Source organism: Nonomuraea sp. NPDC047529, from assembly GCF_040642995.1.
Taxonomy (GTDB): Bacteria; Actinomycetota; Actinomycetes; order Streptosporangiales; family Streptosporangiaceae; genus Nonomuraea.
Map to the genome: position 1 here is coordinate 251,682 of NZ_JBEYTJ010000009.1, position 20,105 is coordinate 271,786.

Here is a 20,105-nt window from a genome sequence, read left to right on the forward strand (position 1 = left end):
GATCAGTACTGACGGCTGGACAGGACCTGCTTGGCCTGCTCCTGTGTGAACGTGGTCTCCTCGGTCACCACGCGGGCCGGCACCTGCTCGCCCTTGACGACCTTCTTGGCCAGGTCCATGAGCTGCGGGCCGAGCAGCGGCGAGCACTCGACGATGTAGTTGATCTTCCCGTCGGCCAGGGCCTGCATGCCGTCCTTGACGGCGTCGACGGTGATGATCTTGATGTCCTTGCCGGGCACCTTGCCGGCGCCCTCGATGGCCTCGATCGCGCCCAGGCCCATGTCGTCGTTGTGGGCGTACAGCACGTCGATGTCCGGGGTGGACTTCAGGAAGGCCTCCATGACCTCCTTGCCCTTGGCCCTGGTGAAGTCGCCGGTCTGCGAGGCGACGACCTTGAACTTCGGGTCCGCGCCGATGACCTGGGCGAACCCGGCCTTGCGGTCGTTGGCGGGGGCCGAGCCGGTGGTGCCCTGGAGCTCGACGATGTTCACCGGGTCCTTGACGTCCTTGTACTCCTCCACCAGCCACTGCCCGGCCTTCTTGCCCTCCTCGACGAAGTCCGAGCCGAGGAAGGTCTTGTAGAGGGAGGTGTCCTTGGAGTCGACGGCGCGGTCGGTCAGGATGACCGGGATCTTCGCGTCCTTGGCCTCCTTGAGCACCGTGTCCCAGCCGGACTCCACCACCGGCGAGAAGGCGATCACGTCCACCTTCTGCTGGATGTAGGAGCGGATGGCCTTGATCTGGTTCTCCTGCTTCTGCTGGGCGTCGGAGAACTTGAGCGTCACGCCCGCGGTCTTGGCCGAGTCCTGGACGGACTTGGTGTTCGCGGTGCGCCAGCCGCTCTCCGCGCCGACCTGGGCGAAGCCCATGGTGATCGAGCCGCCGCCGCCGCTGCCGCCGCTGCCTCCGCCGCAGCTCGCCACCGACATCGCGGTGAGCCCGGCGAGCAGCAGCGCCGAGATCCTCTTTAACACGTGGGGGGTTCCCTTCTCATGTGAGCGCTAACAGCCGAGGTCGGCCGCCTGCGCCTTCCTGTCTCGGGGGCCTGCGCGGTCCCGTCGGGCCGCGCCCGTCTCGCGGGCCGGCGACCGCGGGACGCCACCTCGCCTCCTCGGCCGCGACCGGGCGGAGACGGTCCCGGACCGACCCCGCGACCGCTCCTTTCCCGGCTTGGCCATGACTGTGAACGTTAACAAGCACCCCCGTCAAGGGTCCCCTTCATTACGGTCACGTCACGCCGGACACCCCTTGACTCCAGGGGTGTCCGATCCCTAACGTGGCGCCGATTGCCTCTGTGAGCGCTCACTTCTTCTGGTAGCGCTAACAGCCTCTTGCCCGAGGAGCGCCCATATGCAGCGATCCGTCCCGGTGCCGGGAAGCCCACGGCCTCCCGGCCCGCCCGCCGCCGTACGCCTCAGACCGGCACGACGCGATGGTGGGTGGTGATCCGGCCGTCGTCGTCCAGGACGTGGAAGACGAGCCCCGGCGGCAGCGCGTAGTCGGCGCAGCCGGCCAGCGTCGTGGCGCCCTCCCACGGCAGCCTCAGCGTGGACACCACGCCTGGGGCCACGAGCAGCGGACGTCCGGCGAACGTGGTGGCCGCCGCCGTGTGGGCGTGGCCGACCAGCACGGCGGTCACGCCCGGATGCCCGGCCAGCAGGTCCGCGAGGCGTTCCGGACGCTCCAGCATGATCGTGTCGACCGCCGAGTGCAGCGTGACGGGCGGGTGGTGGAAGGCCATGAGCACCGGCAGGTCGCGTTCACCGGCGAGCACGCCGTCGAGCCAGGCCAGCGTCTCGTCGTCCAGGTCGCCCGCGTCCTGGCCGGGGATGGAGGAGTCGCACACCACGTAGACGGCCGCGTCCGTGCGGTGGACCCGGTTGACCGGCCCGGACGCGGCCGGCTCGCCGAGCAGCACCCGGCGGAACTCCTCCCGGACGTCGTGGTTGCCGGGGCACACCAGGACCGGGTGGCGCGAGGTCAGCAGCTTGCGCGCCTGCTCGTACTCCTCGGCCAGCCCGTGGTCGGCGATGTCGCCGCTGACGAGCACCGCGTCGAGGTCGTACGGGAGGGCGTCCAGGTAACGCATGACGGCGTCGGCGCGCTCGACGGACCGGTCCGAGCCGCCGATGTGGATGTCGCTGAGATGGGCGATCACGAGCATGACGAGAAGTCCTTTCGGGATACGTCCTCGACGCTAGCCGCCTGCCGAAGCGGTCGTAAGATCCAGTTCCGTGCTGAAACGCGAGACCAGTGGCTCGGCGCGTCCGGAGTCGTGACCTGGGCGTTCGGGGATCGCAGCGTCCCGGGCGCGGAAAACCCCGATAAATGCGGGCTTCTCGGGTAGTTGACGGGCTCTCACGACCTCGATGGAGGAGTCCGATGAGCTGGAGCTACCGCAAGACGATCAAGCTGGGCCCGGTCCGGCTGAACCTGTCCCGCGGCGGCGTTGGACACAGCTGGGGCAACCGGCTGTTCAGGGTGACGCGTACCGCCGACGGCCGCCGTACGCTGTCGGTCAATCTGCCCGGCGGCTTCCACTGGCGCAAGACGCTCAGCGGGCGCTGATCCCCCGCCGGAACGACGGGCCGGAGGCGAGCGGCGTCCGGCCCGTTCCCGTCTTCCCGGGACGCCGGACGGATGATGATCTGTAGGCATGAACGCCCATATGAGCCCGGAGGAGTTCCGCCGCCACGGCAGGCAGGTCGTCGACTGGATCGCCGACTACATGGCGGGCATCGAGTCCCGTCCGGTCAGATCGCGGGCCGAGCCGGGGGAGATCCGCAGCGCGTTGCCCGCGGAGCCGCCCGAGCACGGCGAGCCGTTCGAGGCCGTCCTGGACGACCTGAACACGATCCTGCTGCCCGGGATCACCCACTGGCAGCACCCGTCCTTCTTCGCCTACTACCCCTCCAACGCCAGCGGCCCGGCCATCCTCGGCGACCTGCTCTCCAGCGGGCTCGGCGTGCAGGGCATGCTGTGGGTCACCAGCCCGGCCTGCACCGAGCTGGAGACCGTGGTGGTGGACTGGCTGGCGAGCCTGCTCGGCCTGCCCGCCCACTTCAGGACCGACGCGCGCGGCGGCGGCGTGATCCAGGACTCCGCGTCGAGCGCCTGCCTGGTCGCGCTGCTCGCCGCCCTGCACCGGGCGAGCGGCGGCCGGGCCGGGCGCACGGGGATCGCCGAGCGGTACACGATCTACGTCTCGTCGCAGACGCACTCCTCGCTGGAGAAGGCCGCCCGCGTCGCCGGCCTGGGCTCCGACGGCGTACGGGTGGTCGACGTGAACCCCCGTACGCTGGCCATGGACCCCGGACGCCTGCGCGAGCTGATCGCGGCCGACAAGGCGGACGGCGCGGTGCCCGCCATGGTCTGCGCCACCGTCGGCACCACCTCCACGGCGGCCGTCGACCCGGTGCCCGAGATCGGCGAGGTGAGCCGCGAGCACGATGTGTGGCTGCACGTGGACGCGGCCTACGCCGGGGTCGCCGCCGTCTGCCCCGAGTTCCGGATGCTCAACGACGGCGTGGCCGAGTACGCCGACACCTACTCCACCAACCCGCACAAATGGCTGCTGACCAACTTCGACTGCACCGTGCTGTGGACGGCCGACCGCGCCCCCTTGCTCGGCGCGATGTCGATCCTGCCCGAATACCTGCGCAACGCCGCGACCTCGACCGGCTCGGTGGTCGACTACCGCGACTGGCAGATCCCGCTGGGCCGCCGCTTCAGAGCGCTCAAACTGTGGTCGGTGATCCGCTGGTACGGCGCCGAGGGCCTGCGCGCCCACATCCGCAAGGGCGTCTCCCTGGCCCAGGACCTGGCCGCCCGGATCGCCGCCGACCCGGCCTTCGAGCTGCACGAGCCGCACCCGCTCGGCCTGGTCTGCTTCCGCCCCCGCTGGCCCGGCCTGTCACCCGCCGACGCCGACGCGGCCACGCTGCGCCTGATGGAGACCCTGAACGCGGGCGGCTCCCTCTACCTCACGCACACCAGGATCGGCGACCGCATCGTGCTCCGCATAGCCATCGGCGGCCCCGCCACCGAACGCCGCCACGTCGACCAGGCCTGGGCCGACATCGGCCGGGAACACGCCGCCCTGACCCGGCACACCGCCCGGAACGGCTAGATCGGCAGCCCGGCCCCCACGGCCAGGGCGCCGAGGACCTTGGCGAGCACGGCCCGGTCCCCCGGGCCGAGCCCGCCGGTCAGCTCCGCGTCGAGCTCCAGCGTCACCTCCAGGCACCGGCCCAGCAGCGCGCGCCCGTCGTCGGTGAGGTCGAGGACCTGACGCCGCCGGTCGTCGGGGTCGCGCACCCGTGAGATCGCGCCGAGCCGTTCGAGGTGGTCGGCCAGCGTCACCACCAGGCTCGGCGCGACGCCCATGGCCCTGGCGACGTCGAGCTGCGAGGCCGCGCCGCGCGCCTCCAGCAGGGTCATCAGGCCGACGTGCTTGGGCTTGAGATCGAGCGGGACGATCGCGGCCGTGAACCGCTCGGTGACGATCGCGCCGAGCGTCCCGATCCTGAAGGCCATCGTCCCCGCCACCGACACCGGCTTGGCTTCATCCACATCCGCAATGGTAGCGTCAATACATCATTCACAAGATGAACGATTCGCTTCAGGGGTGACGGTTCAGGCCGTGCTCGTAGGCCCAGATGACCGCCTGGACCCGGTCGCGCAGGCCGAGCTTGCCCAGGATGCGCCCGACGTGCGTCTTGACGGTCCCCTCGGACAGGAACAGCGAGCCCGCGATCTCGGCGTTCGTCTCCCCCCAGGCGATGTGCCGCAACACCTCACGCTCGCGGTCGGTCAGCGGGTCCGGCCCGGCGGCCGGAAGGTGCGGGGCGACGTGGTCGAGCAGGCGGCGGGTGGTCGAGGGCGCGATCACCGCGTCCCCCCGGTGGACGGTCCGCACCGCGGCCAGCAGCTCCTCGGCCGGGGCGTCCTTGAGCAGGAACCCCGAGGCTCCGGCCCGGAGTGCGGCGAAGGCGTACTCGTCCAGGTCGAAGGTGGTCAGGACGATCACCTTCGGCGCGCCGGCGGACGCCAGCAGCCGGCGGGTCGCCTCGACGCCGTCCATGCGCGGCATGCGCACGTCCATGAGCACCACGTCCGCCGTCACCGCGCGCAGCCCGGCCAGCGCCTCGACCCCGTCGCCCGCCTCCCCGACCACCCGCATGTCGTCCTGGGCGTCGATCACCATCACCGTGCCGGTACGCACCAGCCGCTGGTCGTCGACGACGTAGACCCCGATCGTCATGTCCGGTACGGAAGTCGGGCCTCGACGACGAACCCGCCTTCCTCCTCCGTCCGTATGTCCAGGGTCCCGCCCACCGCGGTCACCCGCTCACGCATCCCCGCCAGCCCGTTCCCCGGCCCGTCGCCGCGCCCATCACCGGGTGTCACGGCGGGGGCGGAACCGCCGGCGTCACCGGCGGTGATGCGCAGGGCGTCGTCCGTCCAGTCCAGCCGGAGGGTGCTGCGCGCGCCCGCGCCCGCGTGCTTGAGCGTGTTCGTCAGCGCCTCCTGCACGACGCGGTACGCGACGAGGTCGGCGCCCGGCCCGAGGGGGTGCGGGGTGCCGCGCACGGTCTCCTCCACGGGCAGCCCGGCGCTCCGGGTGCGCGCCACAAGGTCCGGCAGGCCGGTCAGGCCGGGCGGCGGCCCGCTCTCCGGCGCGGCGCGCAGCACGCCGACGGCGGCCCGCATGTCCGTGAGGGCCGCGCGTCCCGTCTCCTCGATCGCTGCCAGGATCTCCTCCGCGCGCGCGGGCGCGAACCGCCCTCCCCTGGCCTGGGCGACGATGACGGCGAGCGCGTGGGCGACCACGTCGTGCATCTCCCGGGCGATCCTGGCCCGCTCCTCGGCGGCCGCCCGCGTCGCGGCCTCGCGGGCCCGCTCCCGCAGCAGGTCGAGGTGGGCGAGCTGGGTCCGCCGGTACAGTCCGAGCCCCCACGCCGCGACCGCCACCGCGGCCAGCAGCCCGAACAGCAGCCACGGGTCCGGCCCCAGCCCGGCGGCCGCGACGCTGGAGTCTGTCGCGAACCTGGCCGCCGCCACGCCCGCTCCGGCCAGGCCGACCGCCAGGGGCGGATGACGCCGGGCGTGCGCGGTGCAGGAGTAGACCGCGAGCGGGAACAGCACCGCCGACGGCAGCACGAGGAACAACCCGGTCACCGCCGCCTGCACGGCGAAGGCCGCGCCCACCACGAGGAACGCCCACGTCTCCCGCCGGTACGCGACGGCCGCGTGCGCCACCAGGCAGGCCCCCGCCAGCAGGACCGCGCGCACCCCGGGCACCGACAGCACCGCCACCGTCAGGGAGAGCGGGAACAGCGGCACCCCGGCGGCCAGGGCCAGGACGACGTCGGCGCGGCGGGGCGTCATCGTGGCGTCGGGCGCCGGCCGGAGGTCGTGCGCTGGTAGGAGAGGGTGGCCCCGGCGACCGCCAGCCCGAACAGCAGCCAGCTCCCGTACACGACCGCGACCGCCGCCACCGTCGCGGGCTCGGACAGCGGCACGGGCCCCCGGGTGATGCCGAGGAGCTGGGAGAGCGTGCCGAGAACAGACATGGCACCCATAGTGGTCAACATCGCGGCGCCCGTCCAACCGCCGGCCAGCACCAGCCGCCGCGGCAGCCACCGCCCCCACCTCTGGACGAGGGCCAGCGAGCCCACCGCCCCGATGGCCAGCATGACCAACTCGCCGTACGGGAAGCCCTCGCCGTAGTCCGCGGGGCGCAGCCAGGTGCCGCCCGCCGACCAGTAGAGCTTGGCCGAGGGATAGACGAACCCGATGGCGAACGCGGCGTACCCGAGCCAGGCCCCGCCGGGGACCCGGATGCGCGGCAGCAGCAGCGCCCCCAGCAGCGCGCAGCCCGCCAGGCTGAGCCCGCGCAGCGCCATCCCGGGCCAGTCTACCTGCGCGAACTCCCCGGCGGGGATGCCGGTGAGCGCGAAGAAGGCGCGGAAGACGTCGAGCACGAGACCGCCCGCCGACCACAGCAGCAGCAGGGCGGGCAGCAGCCCCGCCGGGTGCGGCCGCACCACGAAGACCGCCCCCAGCACGGCGGCCACGATGGTCACCCAGTGCGGCGCGAACCCCGTGGTGTACGGCAGTGTCGGCAGCGGCGCGAGCGCGAGCGCCACGACGAACGCGAGGACGGTCAGCGCCGAGATCTGCAGTCGTTGGAATGGCATGCCTCGACGATCGCGCCCCGGGCCCGCCGCCCGCGTCTCCCTGAGGTCCGGCCAAGAGGTGACCTGAGAGGTATTGACACGACCCGCTGCGCACGGGAACGAAAAAGGCGGCGCCCTTGCGGACGCCGCCTGAATTTCTGTGGAGCTATGGGGATTCGAACCCCAGACCTCCTCCATGCCATGGAGGCGCGCTACCAACTGCGCCATAGCCCCTTGCGATCACCAAGTGTATCGGACTTCCGGAGCCCTCGCGTCACGCCGGATCCCGCGTCCCGGGCGGACCGGAGGAGGTCTCCGGCCCGCCCGGAAGGGAGCGCGTCAGGCGGCGCGGCGGACCGGGATGCCCGCCTCCCCGGCCAGCGCGGCCACGTCGACCCCGGCCTCGCGCAGCAGGCGGCCGGCGCCGTTCGCGTCGTCGGCCAGCAGGCCCCACAGCAGTCGTTCACCGGTGACCGGTCCCGGCTTCCACATGGCCACCTCGATCACCTTCCTGGCATGCATGGCCAGCGGGATGCCGCCCAGCGGCCCGTCCAGGGTCACGCGCAGCGGGCACAGCCGGGACCTGCGCAGGACCCACCGCTCGGGCGCGTCCGTCCCCGCCCTGGTACGGCGGCGCACCTCGTCGAGATCGATGCCGAGGGTGGCCAGCAGCTCCCGCGCGTCCCCCAGGTCGATCCGGGTACGCAGGTCGGCGCCGGAGGCGGTGAACGACGACAGCGAGAACGGCCGCACCTCGGCCACCCCCAGCAGCAGGAGGTCGGCGTCGAGCGTGTCGCGGTGGGCGTCGAGCGCGAGCATACCGGCCCGGACCACCGCCCGTCGGGCGCCTTCTGTGAACCTGTCGAACACCTGCTACCTCCCCGTTCTGCGGGCGTGCTTGCGATGGGCGGACTGCCGCCGGACCCCCAGCGCGCCGGCGATCTGCTCCCACGACCACCCCGCCGCGCGGGCGTTGGTGACGTGGACGGCCTCCAGCTCCTCCAGCAGGGCCCTGAGCGCGGCGACGGCGGCCAGGCCCGTTCCGGGGTCGCGGTCGGAGGCCGCCTCGGCCAGTTCGGTGACGTCCATGGTGTCAGCATGTGCTGACAGACGCTCATTTGTCAACATATGCTGACGCCTCAGAGGCGTTCGGCCAGGCCGACGAGGACGGGCAGGGCGGCGGCGAGGCGGTCGCGCTCGTCCGGGGTGAGGGAGTCGACGGCCGCGGCCAGGCGTTCGGTGATCACCTGTTCGCGGCTGTCCAGCGCGGCGCGGCCGGAGCCGGTGATCGCGGTGATCACCCGTCGCCGGTCGGCGGGATCGGGCTCGCGGGCCACCATGCCCCGCTGGTGGAGGCCGCCCAGGACGGTGCCGATCGCCTGGGCGGTGATGCGTTCCAGGTGCGCGAGCTGGGCCGAGGTGTGGGGCCCGTCCCGGTCGAGGCGGGAGAGCACGGCGAGCTCGGTGAAGGAGACGTCGTCGCCGGAGGCGTTGGTGTAAAGCTGCCGGATGCGGCGGGCGAGCCGCCCGACCGAGATCCGCAGATCCTTGGCTAGCACGAAACCAAGTCTAGCTTTATCAATCCAGCTTTGGTAGTTTCCCGGCACTATGTGCTACGACAACGACGCCGCCCCACCGCGCCCACAGCCGCCGATCACCGGCACCCGATCCGCCGACCTCCGCCTGACCTCCGCCGACGGCACGTCGTTCGCCGCCTACGAATCCCGTCCCGACCGGGTGAGCGGCCCCGGCGTCGTGATCCTCCCCGACGTCCGCGGCCTGCACGGCTTCTACAAGCAGCTCGCCGTACGGCTGGCCGAGCAGGGGCACCCGGCCGTCGCCATCGACTACTACGGCCGGACCGCCGCCGACGACGACCGGGGCGAGTCGTTCCAGGTCATGGCCCACATCCCCAAGCTGACCAGGGAGAACATCCAGGCCGACCTGCGGGCCGCGGCCGGGCACCTGGGCGGGCCGGCCGTGGCGCTCGGGTTCTGCATGGGCGGGCGGAACGCGTTCTTCGCCTCGGCGCCCGGGTTCGGGTTCGCCGGCGTGATCGGGTTCTACGGCGCGCCGGGGATCGCCGGGCCGTACGGCCCCGGGCCCACCCAGCACGCGGCCGAGCTGGGCGCGCCGATCCTCGGCCTGTTCGGCGGGGCCGACGAGGGCATCCCGGCCGAGCAGGTGACGGAGTTCGGGGACGCGCTGACCGAGGCCGGGATCGAGCACGAGATCGTCGTCTACCCGGGCGCCCCGCACGGGTTCTTCGACGAGGCCCGCGAGGAGCACGAGGCGGTCTGCGCCGACGCGTGGCGGCGGGTGCTCACCTTCCTGGCCGCCAGAGCCTGACCCGCAGGAGCCGCGCGCGGTCAGGGCCGCCGGTGCGAGGTCACCCGCAGGTGGTGCGCATGGTCAGGGCGGCTTCTTCGAGCGAGAACGCGACCTCGACCGTGCCCAGCTCCCCCGTGTCGCGCACGTGCGTGCCGCCGCACGGGATCGACACCTCGCCCTCGGGCAGCGAGCAGTGCCAGGTGCGCAACGCGGTCAGACCGGGCCCCGGCACGTCCAGCCGGACCGGCGCACGGGCCGCCACCCACGTCCGGAGCCGTTCGTTCACCCGCCGGGCCAGCTCGGTCAGGTCCAGGTCGTCGGCGGAGAAGCCCTTCTTGCGCAGCGACTTGCCGAGGCGGTACTCGTCCACGCTGCCGTGCGGCAGGATGCGCGAGGAGGTGATCGCCGTCTGGTCGAAGTCGGGATTGCCGAGCCGGTCCAGCCGCACCTCCTTGCGCCACCTGTCCGCGAGCGCCGCGTTGAGCGCCAGCGCGGCCAGGTGGCAGGCGGTGTGGCCGGCCGAGAGCGCCGCCCGGTATCCCGCGTCCACCTCCAGAGCCACCTCCGTGCCGACGGGCAACGGGGTCTCCGTGACGTGGACGACCAGCCACTCCCAGCCCTCGGTGCCCCGCCGGACGGGGATGGACTCGCCGACGAAGATCTCACCGTCGTTCGACTGGGCCCCTGTCACGCAGTCGACGACCGGCAGCTCGCCGAGCGTCCCCCGATCGGCGGGCTGGTCGGGCCAGGTGTGGTCAAGGGGATGGAACGGCGTCTCGGCAGTGACGAGGCCGTGCCGGTCCCCCACCGGCACGGCCCCGACAATCGGGGAACGGCCGCTGACGTGGCCGTTGGGGAAGGTGACGACAGTGGATCTCACCTGGTCATTGTGGCAGGGGCGCGCTCGTCCTCCAGGTAGCGGTCACGGCCGGCGTACAGGCCGGTGAAGAGCTGGACGACGATCACGCCGAAGAGCAGGGCGTACGTCAGCTCCCAGCCGCCGGTCATCTGGTAGATCACGCCGACCAGCAGCGGACCGGCGCCGGCGATGAGATATCCGGCGCTCTGCCCGAAGGCCGACAGCGCGGCCGTGGACTCCGCCGTACGGGTGCGCAGCCCCAGCATCATCAGCGCCAGCGGGAACGACCCCATGCCGACCGCCACGAACACCACCCACACCATGGCGGTCGAGGCGGGCGCGAACCACAGCCCGAGGAAGCCGATCGCGTAGAACACGACCAGCCCCACGACGACCGGCCGCTGGTCGCGGAAGCGCGCGGCGATCGTGGGCACCAGGATCGAGACCGGGATGTTCAGGGCGGTGAACACGCCGAGGATGAGCCCGGCCTGCGAGGAGGTGTATCCCCCGTCGGTGAGGATCGTGGCGAGCCAGCCGAACATGATGTAGGCGATCATCGACTGGGTGCCGAAGTAGACCGCCACCATCCAGGCGAGCTTGCTCCTGAGCAGGGTCGAGATGCCCGCGTCCCGCCTGCCCGTGTCCCGCTCCGGCTCACTGCGCAGCAGCGCAAGCCACGGAATGGCGGCCACGGCGGCCAGGGCCGCCCACACGCCGAGCGCGATGTGCCAGTCCCCCGACGCACGCTCGATCGGCACGGTCGCGGCGGCGGCCAGCATGGTGCCCGCCGCCAGGGCCGTGGTGTAGACGGTGGTCATGATCCCGGTACGTCCGGGGAAGTGACGCTTGATCAGCGTCGGGATGAGCACGTTGCCCACGGCGCCGCCGGACAGCGCCACCGCGCTGCTCAGCAGGAACACCGGGGCCGACCCCACCAGCGACCTGACCAGGATGCCGGTGCCGAGCGTGACCAGCGCGAGCAGCAGCAGCCGGTGCTCGCCGATCCGCCGGGCCAGCGTGGGAGTGATCGCGCCGACGCCGGCGAAGGCCAGCACGGGCAGCGTGGTGAGCAGGCCGGTGCCGACGCTGCTCATGCCGAGGGCCCCGGCGAGCTGGTCGAGCAGCGGTCCTACGCTGGTGACGGCCGTGCGCAGGTTGAGCGCGGCGAGAACGATCCCCAGCACGAGAAGCCAGGCCAGGGGGGCGGTTCTGCCTGTTCTGCCACGGGCCTCTTGGGCGAGCACGCTCATGCTGGGAAGGTCCTCCACTCATCAAATCATGGGACGAATCACCACCTTAACAGGACCGAAATGTCCCTTTATTCCTGGACATGAGAAAGCCCCCGGAGCGGGGGCTGATGATCTCAGGGGGAGATGGCCCTACAGGACCGGGCTCGGGCCCTCCGGGGGCTGGTTACGCGGGGGGACCGGCCCGGGAGGCGGCAGGGTGCCGCCGGGCGGGTAGTCGCCGCCGCCGACCGTGCCGGGCGGGACCGGCGCGCCGGTGTCGCCGTACGTGGAGCCGTGCTCGTGCTGGTGCTGGTGGGCGCCGGGGACGTCGCCGCGCCAGCCGCCCGTCTCGCCGCCGCGCGACTCGATGAACGATTTGAACCGTTCCATGTCGTTCCTGATGCGCAGCCGGACGATCTGCAGCGCGTCGCCGACGGTCTCGACGACGCCCTCGGGGTCGTACTCCATCTGGAGGGTGACCTTGGTGGTGTCGGCGTCGATGCGGTGGAAGGTGACGACGCCCGCGTGGTGCGGCGAGTCCGTGCCGCGCCAGGCCACGCGCTCGTCGGGGTGCTGCTCGGTGATCTCGGCCTGGAACTCGCGGCGGACCCCGGCGATCTCGACCACCCACTCGGTGAGCGTGTCGGAGATCTGCTTGACGGACTCCACGCCCTCCATGAACTCGGGGAAGCTCTCGAACTGGGTCCACTGGTTGTAGGCCACGCGGATCGGGACGTTGACGTCTACTGAGTGCTCGATCGTGCTCATGGGGTCTGTCACTGCCCGCGCACGGCGGGCGTTAACGCCTGCGCAGCAGCCAGTAGAGGCCCACGAAGGGCAGCACGAGCGGGATGAACAGGTAGCCCTTGCCGTACGACGACCACACTGTGGCGTCGGGGAAGGCCGCCGCGTCGACCAGGCTCGCGGTGCCGATCACCAGCACGCCGGCCAGCTCGATGACGAGCGCGCCCAGCGCGAGCCGGCGGGCGCCGCGCACGAGGGCCACGGTGAGCACGACGTAGACCAGCGCGGCGAAGGCCGACAGCGAGTAGGCCAGCGGCGCCTCGCCGAACCTGGTGGCGATCTGCACGGCCGCCCGCGCGCCCGCCGCCAGCGAGAACAGCCCGTAGACGGCGACCAGCGCGCGCCCCGGGCCGGTGCCGATCGGGGCGGTCACGCCACGCCCTGCCATATCTGCAGCAGCCGCGCGTTCATCACCGCGATCGCGAACCCGGCCACGACCAGGATCGCCGTGCCCCACCGGCTGCGCTCGGCCAGCGCGAGGAACACCCCGGCGGGCGGGATCAGCACCTGGCCGCCGATGTAGCCGAACAGCGTGGCCTTCTCCGGCGGCCCCTCGCCGCCGGACACCGCCGCGATCACGAACCCGGCCTGCACCAGGATCGCCACCTCCAGCATGGCGAAGCCGACCAGCAGGACCATGCCCATGGGACGGTTGCGGACGGCGACGACCAGGCTGGCCAGCATGAGCAGCAGTGAGCCGACGATGACGATCGTGGCGACGGTGGTGTTCATCGGGACACAGGTTAGCGCCCGTGCAGGTCGCCCTCGATTCCGTCCAGCACCCACGACAGGCCGCGCTCGAAGTTGTCGTCGGCCCCGGCCACACCCTGCTCGATCACCGGCGCCAGCCTGGGGAACTCGCCGTTCTCGATCAGCTCCCTGATGTACGGCTCGGCCACGGCCGCCCGCTCGGCCTCGTTGACGCCGCCCTGCCGGGGCTGCCCCCGCTCCAGCGCCTCCCTGACCACGAACCCCGTCATGTAGTCGTTGAACGCCGCGAGATAGCGCCAGGCCCGCAGCCGGTCGACCCCGAGCCCGTCGAAGGCCGACAACTTCTGCTCGACGTGCCGCAGCCCGTTGGGCCCGACGGCGACGCGCTGGGAGATCAGCTCGACCCGCCACGGGTGGCGGCGCACGACCTCGCGTTCCCGCCCGGCCAGCAGCAGCAGCGCCGCCCGCCAGTCGGCCGGCAGCGGCTCCTCGACCAGCACCTCGGCCGCGATCTCGTCGGCCATCAGGGCGAGCAGGTCCTCCTTGCGCTCGATGTAGGAGTACAGCGTCATCGTGCGCGCGCCCAGCTCAGCGGCCACCCGGCGGATCGAGACCGCGCCCAGCCCCTCGGCGTCGGCGACCCCCACCGCCGCGGCCACGACCGCTTCCCTGGTCAGCGCCGGACGCCGTGGCGGCCCCGGACGCGACCACACGGAACTCATGCCCTTGATGCTACACCGTACGAAACTGATACGGTGTACGACATGCGATACAGCGTACGAAGCTCCTTCCGGGCGACCGCCCTGGTCGTACTGCTCGGCGTGATCATGACGATGCTCGACACGACGATCGTCAACGTCGCCCTCGGCACCCTGTCGCGCGACTTCGGCGCGACCCCCGCCACCATGCAGTGGGTGGTCACCGGCTACCTGCTGGCCCTGGCGATGACCGTGCCGGTCACCGGCTGGGCGGTCGGCCGCTTCGGCGCGCGCCGGGTGTGGCTGGTCTCGCTCGTGCTGTTCGCCGCCGGGTCCGCGCTCAGCGCCGCGGCCTGGTCGATCGGCAGCCTCATCGCCTTCCGCGCGCTCCAGGGGCTGGGCGGGGGCCTGCTGCTGCCGGTCGGGCAGACGATGCTGGCCCAGGCCGCCGGCCGGGAGCGCATGGGCCGCGCGATGGCGATGATCTCGGTGCCGGCGATGCTGGCGCCCGTCCTCGGGCCCGTGCTCGGCGGGGTGATCGTGGAAGGGCTCGGCTGGCGCTGGATGTTCCTGGTGAACCTGCCGGTGGGAGCCGCGGCGCTGGTGGCGGCGCTGGCCCTGGTGCCACGCGAGCCGGGCGCGGACCGGCGGCGGCTCGACGTCACCGGGCTCGCGCTGCTCTCCCCCGGCCTGGCCGCGCTCGTCCACGGCCTGGCCGAGGTGGGCGACGGCGCCGCTCCGCCGTATCCGACGTTGTGGGGCGGCCTCGCGCTGGTGGCCGCGTTCGCGGTGCGGGCGCTGCGGCGGCCGGACGCCCTGGTGGACCTGCGGCTGTTCGGCGACCGCAGGTTCGCCTCGGCGGTGCTCGCGATGGCGTGCTACTCGGCGGCCGCGTTCGGCGTCACCGTGCTCGTGCCGCTCTACAGCCAGTTCGCCGAGGGCGGCGGCGCGCTGGACGCCGGGCTGCTGCTGGCGCCGATGGGCGTCGGGGCGGCGATCACCATGCCGCTGGCGGGCCGGCTCACCGACAGCAGGGGGCCGCGCGGCGTCGGCGCGGCGGGGGTGGTGGTCGCCGTGCTGGGCATCGCGGCGTTCGCGCTCTTCGGCGGGTTCGTGCCGGTGTTCGTGCTCGGGCTGGGGCACGGGCTGGTGTCCACGTCGGTGATGGCGGCGGCGTTCACCACGCTGGGCCGCGCCGCCCTCCCCGCCGCGACCACGCTGAGCACGATCGCCGTACGCCTGGCCGCGCCGTTCGGCGTCGCCCTGCTGACCGTGCTGACGCAGGCGTTCACCAGGGCGGGGGTGGAGCGGCCGTTCGCGTACGCGTTCGGCTGCGCGGTCGTCCTGGCCGCCGTCTCGCTGGTGCCGATCGCGCTCATAGGATCGGGGACGTGCAGAGAATCCTCGTCAGCGCCTGCCTGATGGGCCGCCGCGTCCGCTACGACGGCGGCGCGAAGACCAGCGCCGACGCCCTGCTCGCGCGCTGGCGGGAGGAAGGGCGGCTGGTGGTGGTCTGCCCCGAGGTGACGGGCGGGCTGCCCGTTCCGCGCCCGGCGGCCGAGATCGAGGGCGGCGCGGGCGGGGCGGCCGTGCTGTCCGGCGCGGCGCGCGTGCTGGCGAGCGACGGCTCCGACGTGACGGCCGAGTTCGTGGCGGGGGCGCGGGCCGCGCTGGAGGCCGCCCGCTCGGCCGGGGTCCGGCTCGCCGTGCTCAAGGAGGGCAGCCCCTCGTGCGGCGCGCTGGCCGTCTACGACGGCACCTTCGGCGGACGGCGGGTGCCCGGCCAGGGGGTGACCACCGCCCTGCTCGAAGCGCACGGCGTCCGCGTGTTCACCGAGGAGCAGCTTCCCGAGGCGGCCGGCTACCTGCGCGACCTGGAGGCGTAGAAGGCCCCCGCCAGGCCGGCGGCGAGCAGCACCGCCATCGTGTCGTGGAACCAGGTGCTCAGCGTCGTGGCCGCCGAAGGCCGCAGGGCCAGCGCCAGGATGCCGATCAGCACGCCGCCCAGAGCCCCCGCGTGGGTGTAGACCAGGCCGTCCCAGGCCCACGGGCGGCGGGACAGGGCGCCGGAGCCGCCGGCCAGCAGGCCCAGGGCGCACAATGTCTCCACGACCACCGCGGGCGGCACGACCGGCTGGGACATCGGGCCGAGCGGGATGCCCGCGTGCAGCAGCGCGGCCCCGAAGAAGATCAGCGCGTAGACCAGCGAGAGCGCGCCGAGGGCTTTGCGCAGTGCGTCCATGGGCTCCACGCTCGCACCGCCGGGGCCGGGCGGAATCGTCCTCAGGGAGAAGGCCGCGGTACGCCGCCCGTGGTAGCCAGCATGCGCCGGACGATCCGGATCACCTCGCCGATCGTCACCTGGGCGTCGTCGTCGGACTCGCAGGCCGCCACCCCGCGCCCGGCCTCGCCCATCACGGTGGTCAGCAGGGCCACCAGCACGTTGCTCTCCGGCGTGTCCGCCAGGCCGAGCAGCCGTTTGTTGCCGCCGATCCACTCCCAGCCGCGCTGCCTGCGCAACGTGGTGAACTCGGCCGGGCCGTCGTTCTCCAGGAACAGCCGGGCCACGTCGCGCTGCTCCCACGAGCCTTCCAGGTAGGCGCGGGCGCCGGCCAGGAACCGTTCCTCGCCGGCGCCCCCGGTGGCCTTGGCCGCGCGGGAGGTGCGTTCCTCCTGGTCGCGCATGAACTGCTCCCACAGGGCGAGGAACAGGCCCGGCTTGCCGCCGAAGTGGTGGTACAGGCTGCCGACGCTGATGCCCGACGTCTCGACGATGTCGGCGACCGTGGCCTCGGCGTACCCCTTGGCCAGGAAGACCTCGCGGGCGGCGCGCAGCAGGGTGTCGCGGGTGCCACTGGAACGTCCCCAGCCCCGGTTCTTCATTCGGTCATTATGTACGGTCCGCCAGGTTTGATCGGGAAATCGAACCGGCCCGATCAAACGGAAACTTTCTCGCTTTCCCAGGAGTCGTACAGGTGCAAGGGGGCCCGGATCATTTCGAAACGGGGAAAGGATTCGGCGACAATGACTGTCGACCTGAACAACGCACAACCCCTGGCCTGGGATTCGGCCACGCTCGACGCGGACACCAAGGAGATGCTGGACAATCTCCAGCCCAACATTCTCCGCGCGCACGTGCGCGAGCATCTGTCCGTGCTGTTCGTCAGGTTCAACGACGTCGCCGCGGGAAAGGCGTTCCTGCGGCACATCGCCGTCACGAAGATGAAGTCCGCGCGCCGCCACCTTGAGGAGGTGCGCGAGTTCGGCGCGAACGGCCGGCGCGGCACTCCGTACGTCGGCATCGGCATCAGCAAGGCCGGCTACCGCGACCTCGGCCACTCCGTCGAGGACGTGCGCAAGTTCGGCGACAAGGTGTTCCGCGACGGCATGAAGCGGCGCGTCGCCGAGGTGGACGACCCGCCGGTGACCGAGTGGGAGCCCGCCTACCAGCGGGAGATCCACGCCGTCATCCTCATCGGCGACGCCCGCCAGGACCGGGTCGAGGAGCTGCGCGAGGAGATCCTGGGCGAGTTGCCCGCCGGCGCGCGGCTGCTCGGCGAGGAGACCGGCCACGGCATGCGCAACCCGGCCGGCGACGGCATCGAGCACTTCGGGTACGTGGACGGCCGCAGCCAGCCGCTGTTCGTGAAGGACGAGGTGGACAAGGAGCCGAAGGAGCACTGGGACCCCGCCTTCCCGCTCTCCAACATCCTGGTCGCCGACCCCTTCGCGCCGCACCCGCAGCGGCACTTCGGCAGCTACCTGGTCTTCAGGAAGCTGGAGCAGAACGTACGGGCGTTCAAGGAGATCGAGCAGGACCTGGCCGACGCCCTCGGCCTGCTCGGCGCCGACCGCGACCGGGCGGGCGCCATGCTCGTCGGCCGCTTCAAGGACGGCACCCCCGTCACGCTCAAGGCCAAGCCGGGCGGCGGCCCGGTGGCCAACGACTTCACCTTCGACGACGACCCGGGCTCGAAGTGCCCCTTCAGCGGGCACATCAGGAAGACGAACCCGCGATCGTTCGGCCGCGAGGTCCTCATGGCCCGCCGGGGCCAGACGTACGGCGACCGCACCGACGACCCCTGGGACGACTCCCCGCCCCGCACCCGCCCGAGCGGTGAGGTCGGCCTGCTGTTCATGGCCTTCAACAGCAGCCTGCTCGCCCAGTTCGAGTTCACGCAGCAGAGCTGGGCGAACAACGAGGACTTCCAGAACCCGGCGACCGGCCACGACCCGGTCATCGGGCAGGGAGCCCGTGACGTCAAAGTGAGCTGGCCGAAGGTGTGGGGCCGGGCCGAGCCGTCGTCCCTGCAGGCCCAGGTCACCCAGACGATCACGATGAAGGGCGGCGAGTACTTCTTCGCGCCGTCCCTGGCCTACCTCCGCAACCTGTGACACCCGGGCCCGGCGGGGACGCCCCCCGCCGGGCCACCCACCGCTCCGGCTCTTGTCGGGGCGGGGTTCTAAGATCGGATCTCCGGGGGGAGATCTGACGATGTTGCGGGCGTTCTTCAAGACGGAGGCGGGCAGCACGAGCGTGCTGCTCGTGGCCACCGCCCTGGCCATGCTCTGGGCCAACTCGCCGTGGTCCGGCACCTACGAGGCGTTCTGGCACCTGCCCATGGGCATCTCGTTCGGCGACGCGGAGTTCTCCCTCGACCTGCGCCACTGGGTCAACGACGGCCTGATGAGCGTGTTCTTCTTCGTGATCGGCCTGGAGGTCTCCTACGAGGTGCGCCTCGGGCAGCTGCGGGACCGGCGGCTGATCGCCGTGCCGGCCGTGGCCGCCCTCGGCGGCATGCTCGTCCCCGCCGCCGTCTACCTCGCGCTCAACCTCGGCGGCCCCGGCGCGGGCGGGTGGGGCGTGCCCATCGCCACCGACACCGCGTTCGTGCTGGGCGTGCTGGCCGTCGTCGGCGCGCGTTGTCCCGACCCGCTGCGGGCGTTCCTGCTGACGCTGGCCATCGTGGACGACGTGCTGGCCATCATGATCATCGCCATCTTCTACACGACGAGCCTGCAGCTCACCGCGCTCGTGGTGGCCGTCGTGCTGCTGGCGGCGATCGTGCTGCTGCGCCGGCTGAAGATCTGGCGGGCGCCGGCGTACATCGCGCTCGGGTTCGGGTTGTGGGTCGCGACGCTGGAGAGCGGCATCCACCCGACGCTCGTCGGCATCGCGCTCGGCGTCCTCGTCTTCGTCTACGCGCCCAGCGACCAGAAGTTGCTGCTCGCGGGCGAGGCCGTCCAGGAGTTCACCACCGAGCCGAGCGCGCGGGCGGCCAGGGAGGCCACGCGGCGCGTCCAGCGGGCCGTCTCGGTCAACGAACGGCTCCAGCTCCGCCTGCATCCGTGGAGCAGCTACGTGATCGTGCCGGTGTTCGCGCTGGCCAACGCCGGGGTGCGGCTCGACGGCGAGACCCTGCGGGCGGCCCTGACCTCGCCCATCTCCCTCGGGATCGCGCTGGGGCTGCTGCTCGGCAAGTTCGCCGGGATCTCGCTCGGCACGTGGCTGCCGCTGCGGCTCGGCTGGGGCATCCTGCCCGGGAACCTGGTGTGGGGGCAGTTGCTGGGCGGCGCGGCGGTCTCCGGGATCGGGTTCACGGTGGCGCTGTTCATCGTCGACCTGGCCTTCGACGACCCGGCCGTCCAGAGCCAGGCCAAGATCGGCATCCTGGCCGGGTCGCTGCTGTCCGCCGCGATGGGCTGGGTGATCTTCCGGATGGCCTGGGACCGTGGTGGCGTCTGCGCGCCTCCGGAGGCCGAGCCCGACGAGGAGCTGCCCGACGTGCTGTCCGTCCCGGTCGGCCCGGAGGACCACGTGCGGGGTCCGGCGAACGCGAAGGTGACCATCGTCGAGTACGGCGACTTCGAGTGCCCGTACTGCGGCCGTCTCCACCCGGTCCTGGACGAGATCCTGCGCAAGAACCCCGACGTACGGCTCGTCTTCCGGCATTTCCCGATCCGGTCGTTGCATCCCCGGGCCGCGTCCGCCGCGATCGTCGCCGAGGCCGCCGCCGACCAGGGGCGGTTCTGGGAGATGCACGACATCCTCTACGACAACCAGCGCTTCCTCACCGACGCCGACCTCGAACACTACGCCGCCGAACTCGACGCCGACCCCTGGGGGGACGTGGCCGGGCACACCTCACGCATCGCGCTCGACGAGGCGTCCGGCAAGGAGAGCGGCGTACGCGGCACCCCCACGCTGTTCCTGAACGGCCGCCGTCACAAGGGCGGCCTGGACCTGCAGTCGATCAGCCGCGCGGTGGAAGAACTGCGCGAATCCCCGTAA

24 protein-coding genes and 1 tRNA gene are annotated in these 20,105 nt (G+C 72.2%); 7 read left to right on the forward strand and 18 right to left on the reverse strand.

Translation table 11 applies throughout. The annotated features are described in order from the left end of the window. Positions 1–2 precede the first annotated feature (2 nt). Together ABZ815_RS17325 and ABZ815_RS17330 are read right to left on the reverse strand one after the other, a co-directional pair. Complete coding sequence (locus tag ABZ815_RS17325; protein ID WP_357698822.1) at positions 3–974, reverse strand: ABC transporter substrate-binding protein; 972 nt, start codon at positions 972–974, stop codon at positions 3–5. Between the two features lie 440 nt (positions 975–1,414). Next, entirely contained in the window at positions 1,415–2,164 is a 750-nt protein-coding gene (locus tag ABZ815_RS17330; protein WP_357698824.1) for a metallophosphoesterase, read from the reverse strand. 218 nt (positions 2,165–2,382) lie between these two features. Between ABZ815_RS17330 and ABZ815_RS17335 the strand changes: the two genes are divergently transcribed. Then, the gene (locus ABZ815_RS17335) at positions 2,383–2,568 is read left to right on the forward strand and encodes a DUF4236 domain-containing protein (protein WP_352326433.1); all 186 of its coding nucleotides are present in this window, start codon (positions 2,383–2,385) and stop codon (positions 2,566–2,568) included. Between the two features lie 88 nt (positions 2,569–2,656). Further along, positions 2,657–4,129, forward strand: a complete 1,473-nt coding sequence (locus tag ABZ815_RS17340; RefSeq protein WP_357698826.1) for a pyridoxal-dependent decarboxylase — start codon at positions 2,657–2,659, stop codon at positions 4,127–4,129. On the opposite strand, the gene ABZ815_RS17345 is transcribed toward ABZ815_RS17340, so the two are convergent. The 8 genes from ABZ815_RS17345 to ABZ815_RS17380 form a co-directional block, all read right to left on the reverse strand. Then, positions 4,126–4,572: a MarR family winged helix-turn-helix transcriptional regulator gene (locus ABZ815_RS17345; RefSeq protein WP_357698828.1), complete on the reverse strand. Its 447-nt coding sequence runs from the start codon at positions 4,570–4,572 to the stop codon at positions 4,126–4,128. The two genes, ABZ815_RS17340 and ABZ815_RS17345, sit on opposite strands and share 4 nt — an antisense overlap. A gap of 49 nt (positions 4,573–4,621) precedes the next feature. Continuing rightward, a complete protein-coding gene (locus ABZ815_RS17350) occupies positions 4,622–5,263 on the reverse strand; it encodes a response regulator transcription factor (protein WP_357698831.1) in 642 nt (213 codons plus the stop codon). Further along, positions 5,260–6,390, reverse strand: a complete 1,131-nt coding sequence (locus tag ABZ815_RS17355) for a histidine kinase (protein ID WP_357698834.1) — start codon at positions 6,388–6,390, stop codon at positions 5,260–5,262. Before ABZ815_RS17355 ends, ABZ815_RS17350 begins: the two co-directional genes overlap by 4 nt. After that, on the reverse strand, positions 6,387–7,202 hold the full coding sequence (locus ABZ815_RS17360) for a hypothetical protein (RefSeq protein ID WP_357698836.1): 816 nt from the start codon (positions 7,200–7,202) through the stop codon (positions 6,387–6,389). The genes ABZ815_RS17355 and ABZ815_RS17360 overlap by 4 nt, the downstream gene beginning before the upstream one ends. A 140-nt stretch (positions 7,203–7,342) precedes the next feature. Beyond that, positions 7,343–7,415: transfer RNA gene (locus ABZ815_RS17365), tRNA-Ala, on the reverse strand. A 105-nt stretch (positions 7,416–7,520) separates the two neighbouring features. Beyond that, a complete protein-coding gene (locus ABZ815_RS17370; protein WP_357698839.1) occupies positions 7,521–8,051 on the reverse strand; it encodes a Clp protease N-terminal domain-containing protein in 531 nt (176 codons plus the stop codon). Between the two features lie 3 nt (positions 8,052–8,054). Then, positions 8,055–8,270 (reverse strand): helix-turn-helix domain-containing protein, encoded by a 216-nt coding sequence (locus ABZ815_RS17375; protein WP_357698841.1) that lies wholly within the window; start codon positions 8,268–8,270, stop codon positions 8,055–8,057. Between the two features lie 50 nt (positions 8,271–8,320). Then, entirely contained in the window at positions 8,321–8,740 is a 420-nt protein-coding gene (locus ABZ815_RS17380; RefSeq protein WP_357698844.1) for a MarR family transcriptional regulator, read from the reverse strand. A 49-nt stretch (positions 8,741–8,789) separates the two neighbouring features. On the opposite strand from ABZ815_RS17380, the gene ABZ815_RS17385 reads away from it, so the two are divergent. Continuing rightward, entirely contained in the window at positions 8,790–9,530 is a 741-nt protein-coding gene (locus ABZ815_RS17385; RefSeq protein ID WP_357698847.1) for a dienelactone hydrolase family protein, read from the forward strand. A gap of 40 nt (positions 9,531–9,570) precedes the next feature. Here the strand turns inward: ABZ815_RS17385 and ABZ815_RS17390 are convergent, their stop codons facing one another. From ABZ815_RS17390 to ABZ815_RS17415, 6 genes are all read right to left on the reverse strand, one after another. After that, a complete protein-coding gene (locus ABZ815_RS17390; RefSeq protein WP_357698850.1) occupies positions 9,571–10,392 on the reverse strand; it encodes a metal-dependent hydrolase in 822 nt (273 codons plus the stop codon). After that, the gene (locus ABZ815_RS17395; protein ID WP_357698852.1) at positions 10,389–11,639 is read right to left on the reverse strand and encodes an MFS transporter; all 1,251 of its coding nucleotides are present in this window, start codon (positions 11,637–11,639) and stop codon (positions 10,389–10,391) included. The genes ABZ815_RS17390 and ABZ815_RS17395 overlap by 4 nt, the downstream gene beginning before the upstream one ends. 111 nt (positions 11,640–11,750) lie before the next feature. Further along, positions 11,751–12,368 (reverse strand): SRPBCC family protein, encoded by a 618-nt coding sequence (locus ABZ815_RS17400; protein ID WP_357698855.1) that lies wholly within the window; start codon positions 12,366–12,368, stop codon positions 11,751–11,753. 31 nt (positions 12,369–12,399) lie between these two features. Beyond that, the gene (locus tag ABZ815_RS17405) at positions 12,400–12,792 is read right to left on the reverse strand and encodes a hypothetical protein (RefSeq protein WP_357698858.1); all 393 of its coding nucleotides are present in this window, start codon (positions 12,790–12,792) and stop codon (positions 12,400–12,402) included. Beyond that, positions 12,774–13,136 carry a hypothetical protein gene (locus ABZ815_RS17410; RefSeq protein ID WP_357698860.1) on the reverse strand — a complete coding sequence of 121 codons (363 nt, stop codon included), beginning with the start codon at positions 13,134–13,136 and terminating at the stop codon, positions 12,774–12,776. Before ABZ815_RS17410 ends, ABZ815_RS17405 begins: the two co-directional genes overlap by 19 nt. A gap of 11 nt (positions 13,137–13,147) precedes the next feature. After that, entirely contained in the window at positions 13,148–13,837 is a 690-nt protein-coding gene (locus tag ABZ815_RS17415; protein ID WP_357698863.1) for a TetR/AcrR family transcriptional regulator, read from the reverse strand. Between the two features lie 42 nt (positions 13,838–13,879). Between ABZ815_RS17415 and ABZ815_RS17420 the strand changes: the two genes are divergently transcribed. Both ABZ815_RS17420 and ABZ815_RS17425 read left to right on the forward strand, forming a co-directional pair. Further along, a complete protein-coding gene (locus ABZ815_RS17420) occupies positions 13,880–15,235 on the forward strand; it encodes a DHA2 family efflux MFS transporter permease subunit (protein WP_357698865.1) in 1,356 nt (451 codons plus the stop codon). Beyond that, positions 15,205–15,699: a DUF523 domain-containing protein gene (locus ABZ815_RS17425; RefSeq protein ID WP_357698868.1), complete on the forward strand. Its 495-nt coding sequence runs from the start codon at positions 15,205–15,207 to the stop codon at positions 15,697–15,699. Before ABZ815_RS17420 ends, ABZ815_RS17425 begins: the two co-directional genes overlap by 31 nt. Here the strand turns inward: ABZ815_RS17425 and ABZ815_RS17430 are convergent. Together ABZ815_RS17430 and ABZ815_RS17435 are read right to left on the reverse strand one after the other, a co-directional pair. Beyond that, entirely contained in the window at positions 15,675–16,055 is a 381-nt protein-coding gene (locus ABZ815_RS17430; protein WP_357698870.1) for a hypothetical protein, read from the reverse strand. The two genes, ABZ815_RS17425 and ABZ815_RS17430, sit on opposite strands and share 25 nt — an antisense overlap. Before the next feature lie 41 nt (positions 16,056–16,096). Then, positions 16,097–16,696, reverse strand: coding sequence for a TetR/AcrR family transcriptional regulator (locus tag ABZ815_RS17435; protein WP_357698872.1), 600 nt, complete (start codon positions 16,694–16,696; stop codon positions 16,097–16,099). Between the two features lie 141 nt (positions 16,697–16,837). Between ABZ815_RS17435 and ABZ815_RS17440 the strand changes: the two genes are divergently transcribed. Both ABZ815_RS17440 and nhaA read left to right on the forward strand, forming a co-directional pair. Then, positions 16,838–18,208: a Dyp-type peroxidase gene (locus ABZ815_RS17440; RefSeq protein WP_357698874.1), complete on the forward strand. Its 1,371-nt coding sequence runs from the start codon at positions 16,838–16,840 to the stop codon at positions 18,206–18,208. A 100-nt stretch (positions 18,209–18,308) separates the two neighbouring features. After that, positions 18,309–20,105, forward strand: a complete 1,797-nt coding sequence (gene nhaA / locus ABZ815_RS17445; protein WP_357698877.1) for a Na+/H+ antiporter NhaA — start codon at positions 18,309–18,311, stop codon at positions 20,103–20,105.

Coding starts and splice junctions, on each gene's coding strand:
- ABZ815_RS17415 (WP_357698863.1), bottom strand. CDS start 13,837: ATGAGTTCCGTGTGGTCGCGTCCGGGGCCGCCACGGCGTCCGGCGCTG.
- ABZ815_RS17440 (WP_357698874.1), top strand. CDS start 16,838: ATGACTGTCGACCTGAACAACGCACAACCCCTGGCCTGGGATTCGGCC.
- ABZ815_RS17360 (WP_357698836.1), bottom strand. CDS start 7,202: ATGCCATTCCAACGACTGCAGATCTCGGCGCTGACCGTCCTCGCGTTC.
- ABZ815_RS17405 (WP_357698858.1), bottom strand. CDS start 12,792: ATGGCAGGGCGTGGCGTGACCGCCCCGATCGGCACCGGCCCGGGGCGC.
- ABZ815_RS17420 (WP_357698865.1), top strand. CDS start 13,880: ATGCGATACAGCGTACGAAGCTCCTTCCGGGCGACCGCCCTGGTCGTA.
- ABZ815_RS17435 (WP_357698872.1), bottom strand. CDS start 16,696: ATGAAGAACCGGGGCTGGGGACGTTCCAGTGGCACCCGCGACACCCTG.
- ABZ815_RS17410 (WP_357698860.1), bottom strand. CDS start 13,136: ATGAACACCACCGTCGCCACGATCGTCATCGTCGGCTCACTGCTGCTC.
- ABZ815_RS17385 (WP_357698847.1), top strand. CDS start 8,790: ATGTGCTACGACAACGACGCCGCCCCACCGCGCCCACAGCCGCCGATC.
- ABZ815_RS17330 (WP_357698824.1), bottom strand. CDS start 2,164: ATGCTCGTGATCGCCCATCTCAGCGACATCCACATCGGCGGCTCGGAC.
- ABZ815_RS17335 (WP_352326433.1), top strand. CDS start 2,383: ATGAGCTGGAGCTACCGCAAGACGATCAAGCTGGGCCCGGTCCGGCTG.
- ABZ815_RS17340 (WP_357698826.1), top strand. CDS start 2,657: ATGAACGCCCATATGAGCCCGGAGGAGTTCCGCCGCCACGGCAGGCAG.
- ABZ815_RS17355 (WP_357698834.1), bottom strand. CDS start 6,390: ATGACGCCCCGCCGCGCCGACGTCGTCCTGGCCCTGGCCGCCGGGGTG.
- ABZ815_RS17400 (WP_357698855.1), bottom strand. CDS start 12,368: ATGAGCACGATCGAGCACTCAGTAGACGTCAACGTCCCGATCCGCGTG.
- ABZ815_RS17430 (WP_357698870.1), bottom strand. CDS start 16,055: ATGGACGCACTGCGCAAAGCCCTCGGCGCGCTCTCGCTGGTCTACGCG.
- ABZ815_RS17350 (WP_357698831.1), bottom strand. CDS start 5,263: ATGACGATCGGGGTCTACGTCGTCGACGACCAGCGGCTGGTGCGTACC.
- nhaA (WP_357698877.1), top strand. CDS start 18,309: ATGTTGCGGGCGTTCTTCAAGACGGAGGCGGGCAGCACGAGCGTGCTG.
- ABZ815_RS17375 (WP_357698841.1), bottom strand. CDS start 8,270: ATGGACGTCACCGAACTGGCCGAGGCGGCCTCCGACCGCGACCCCGGA.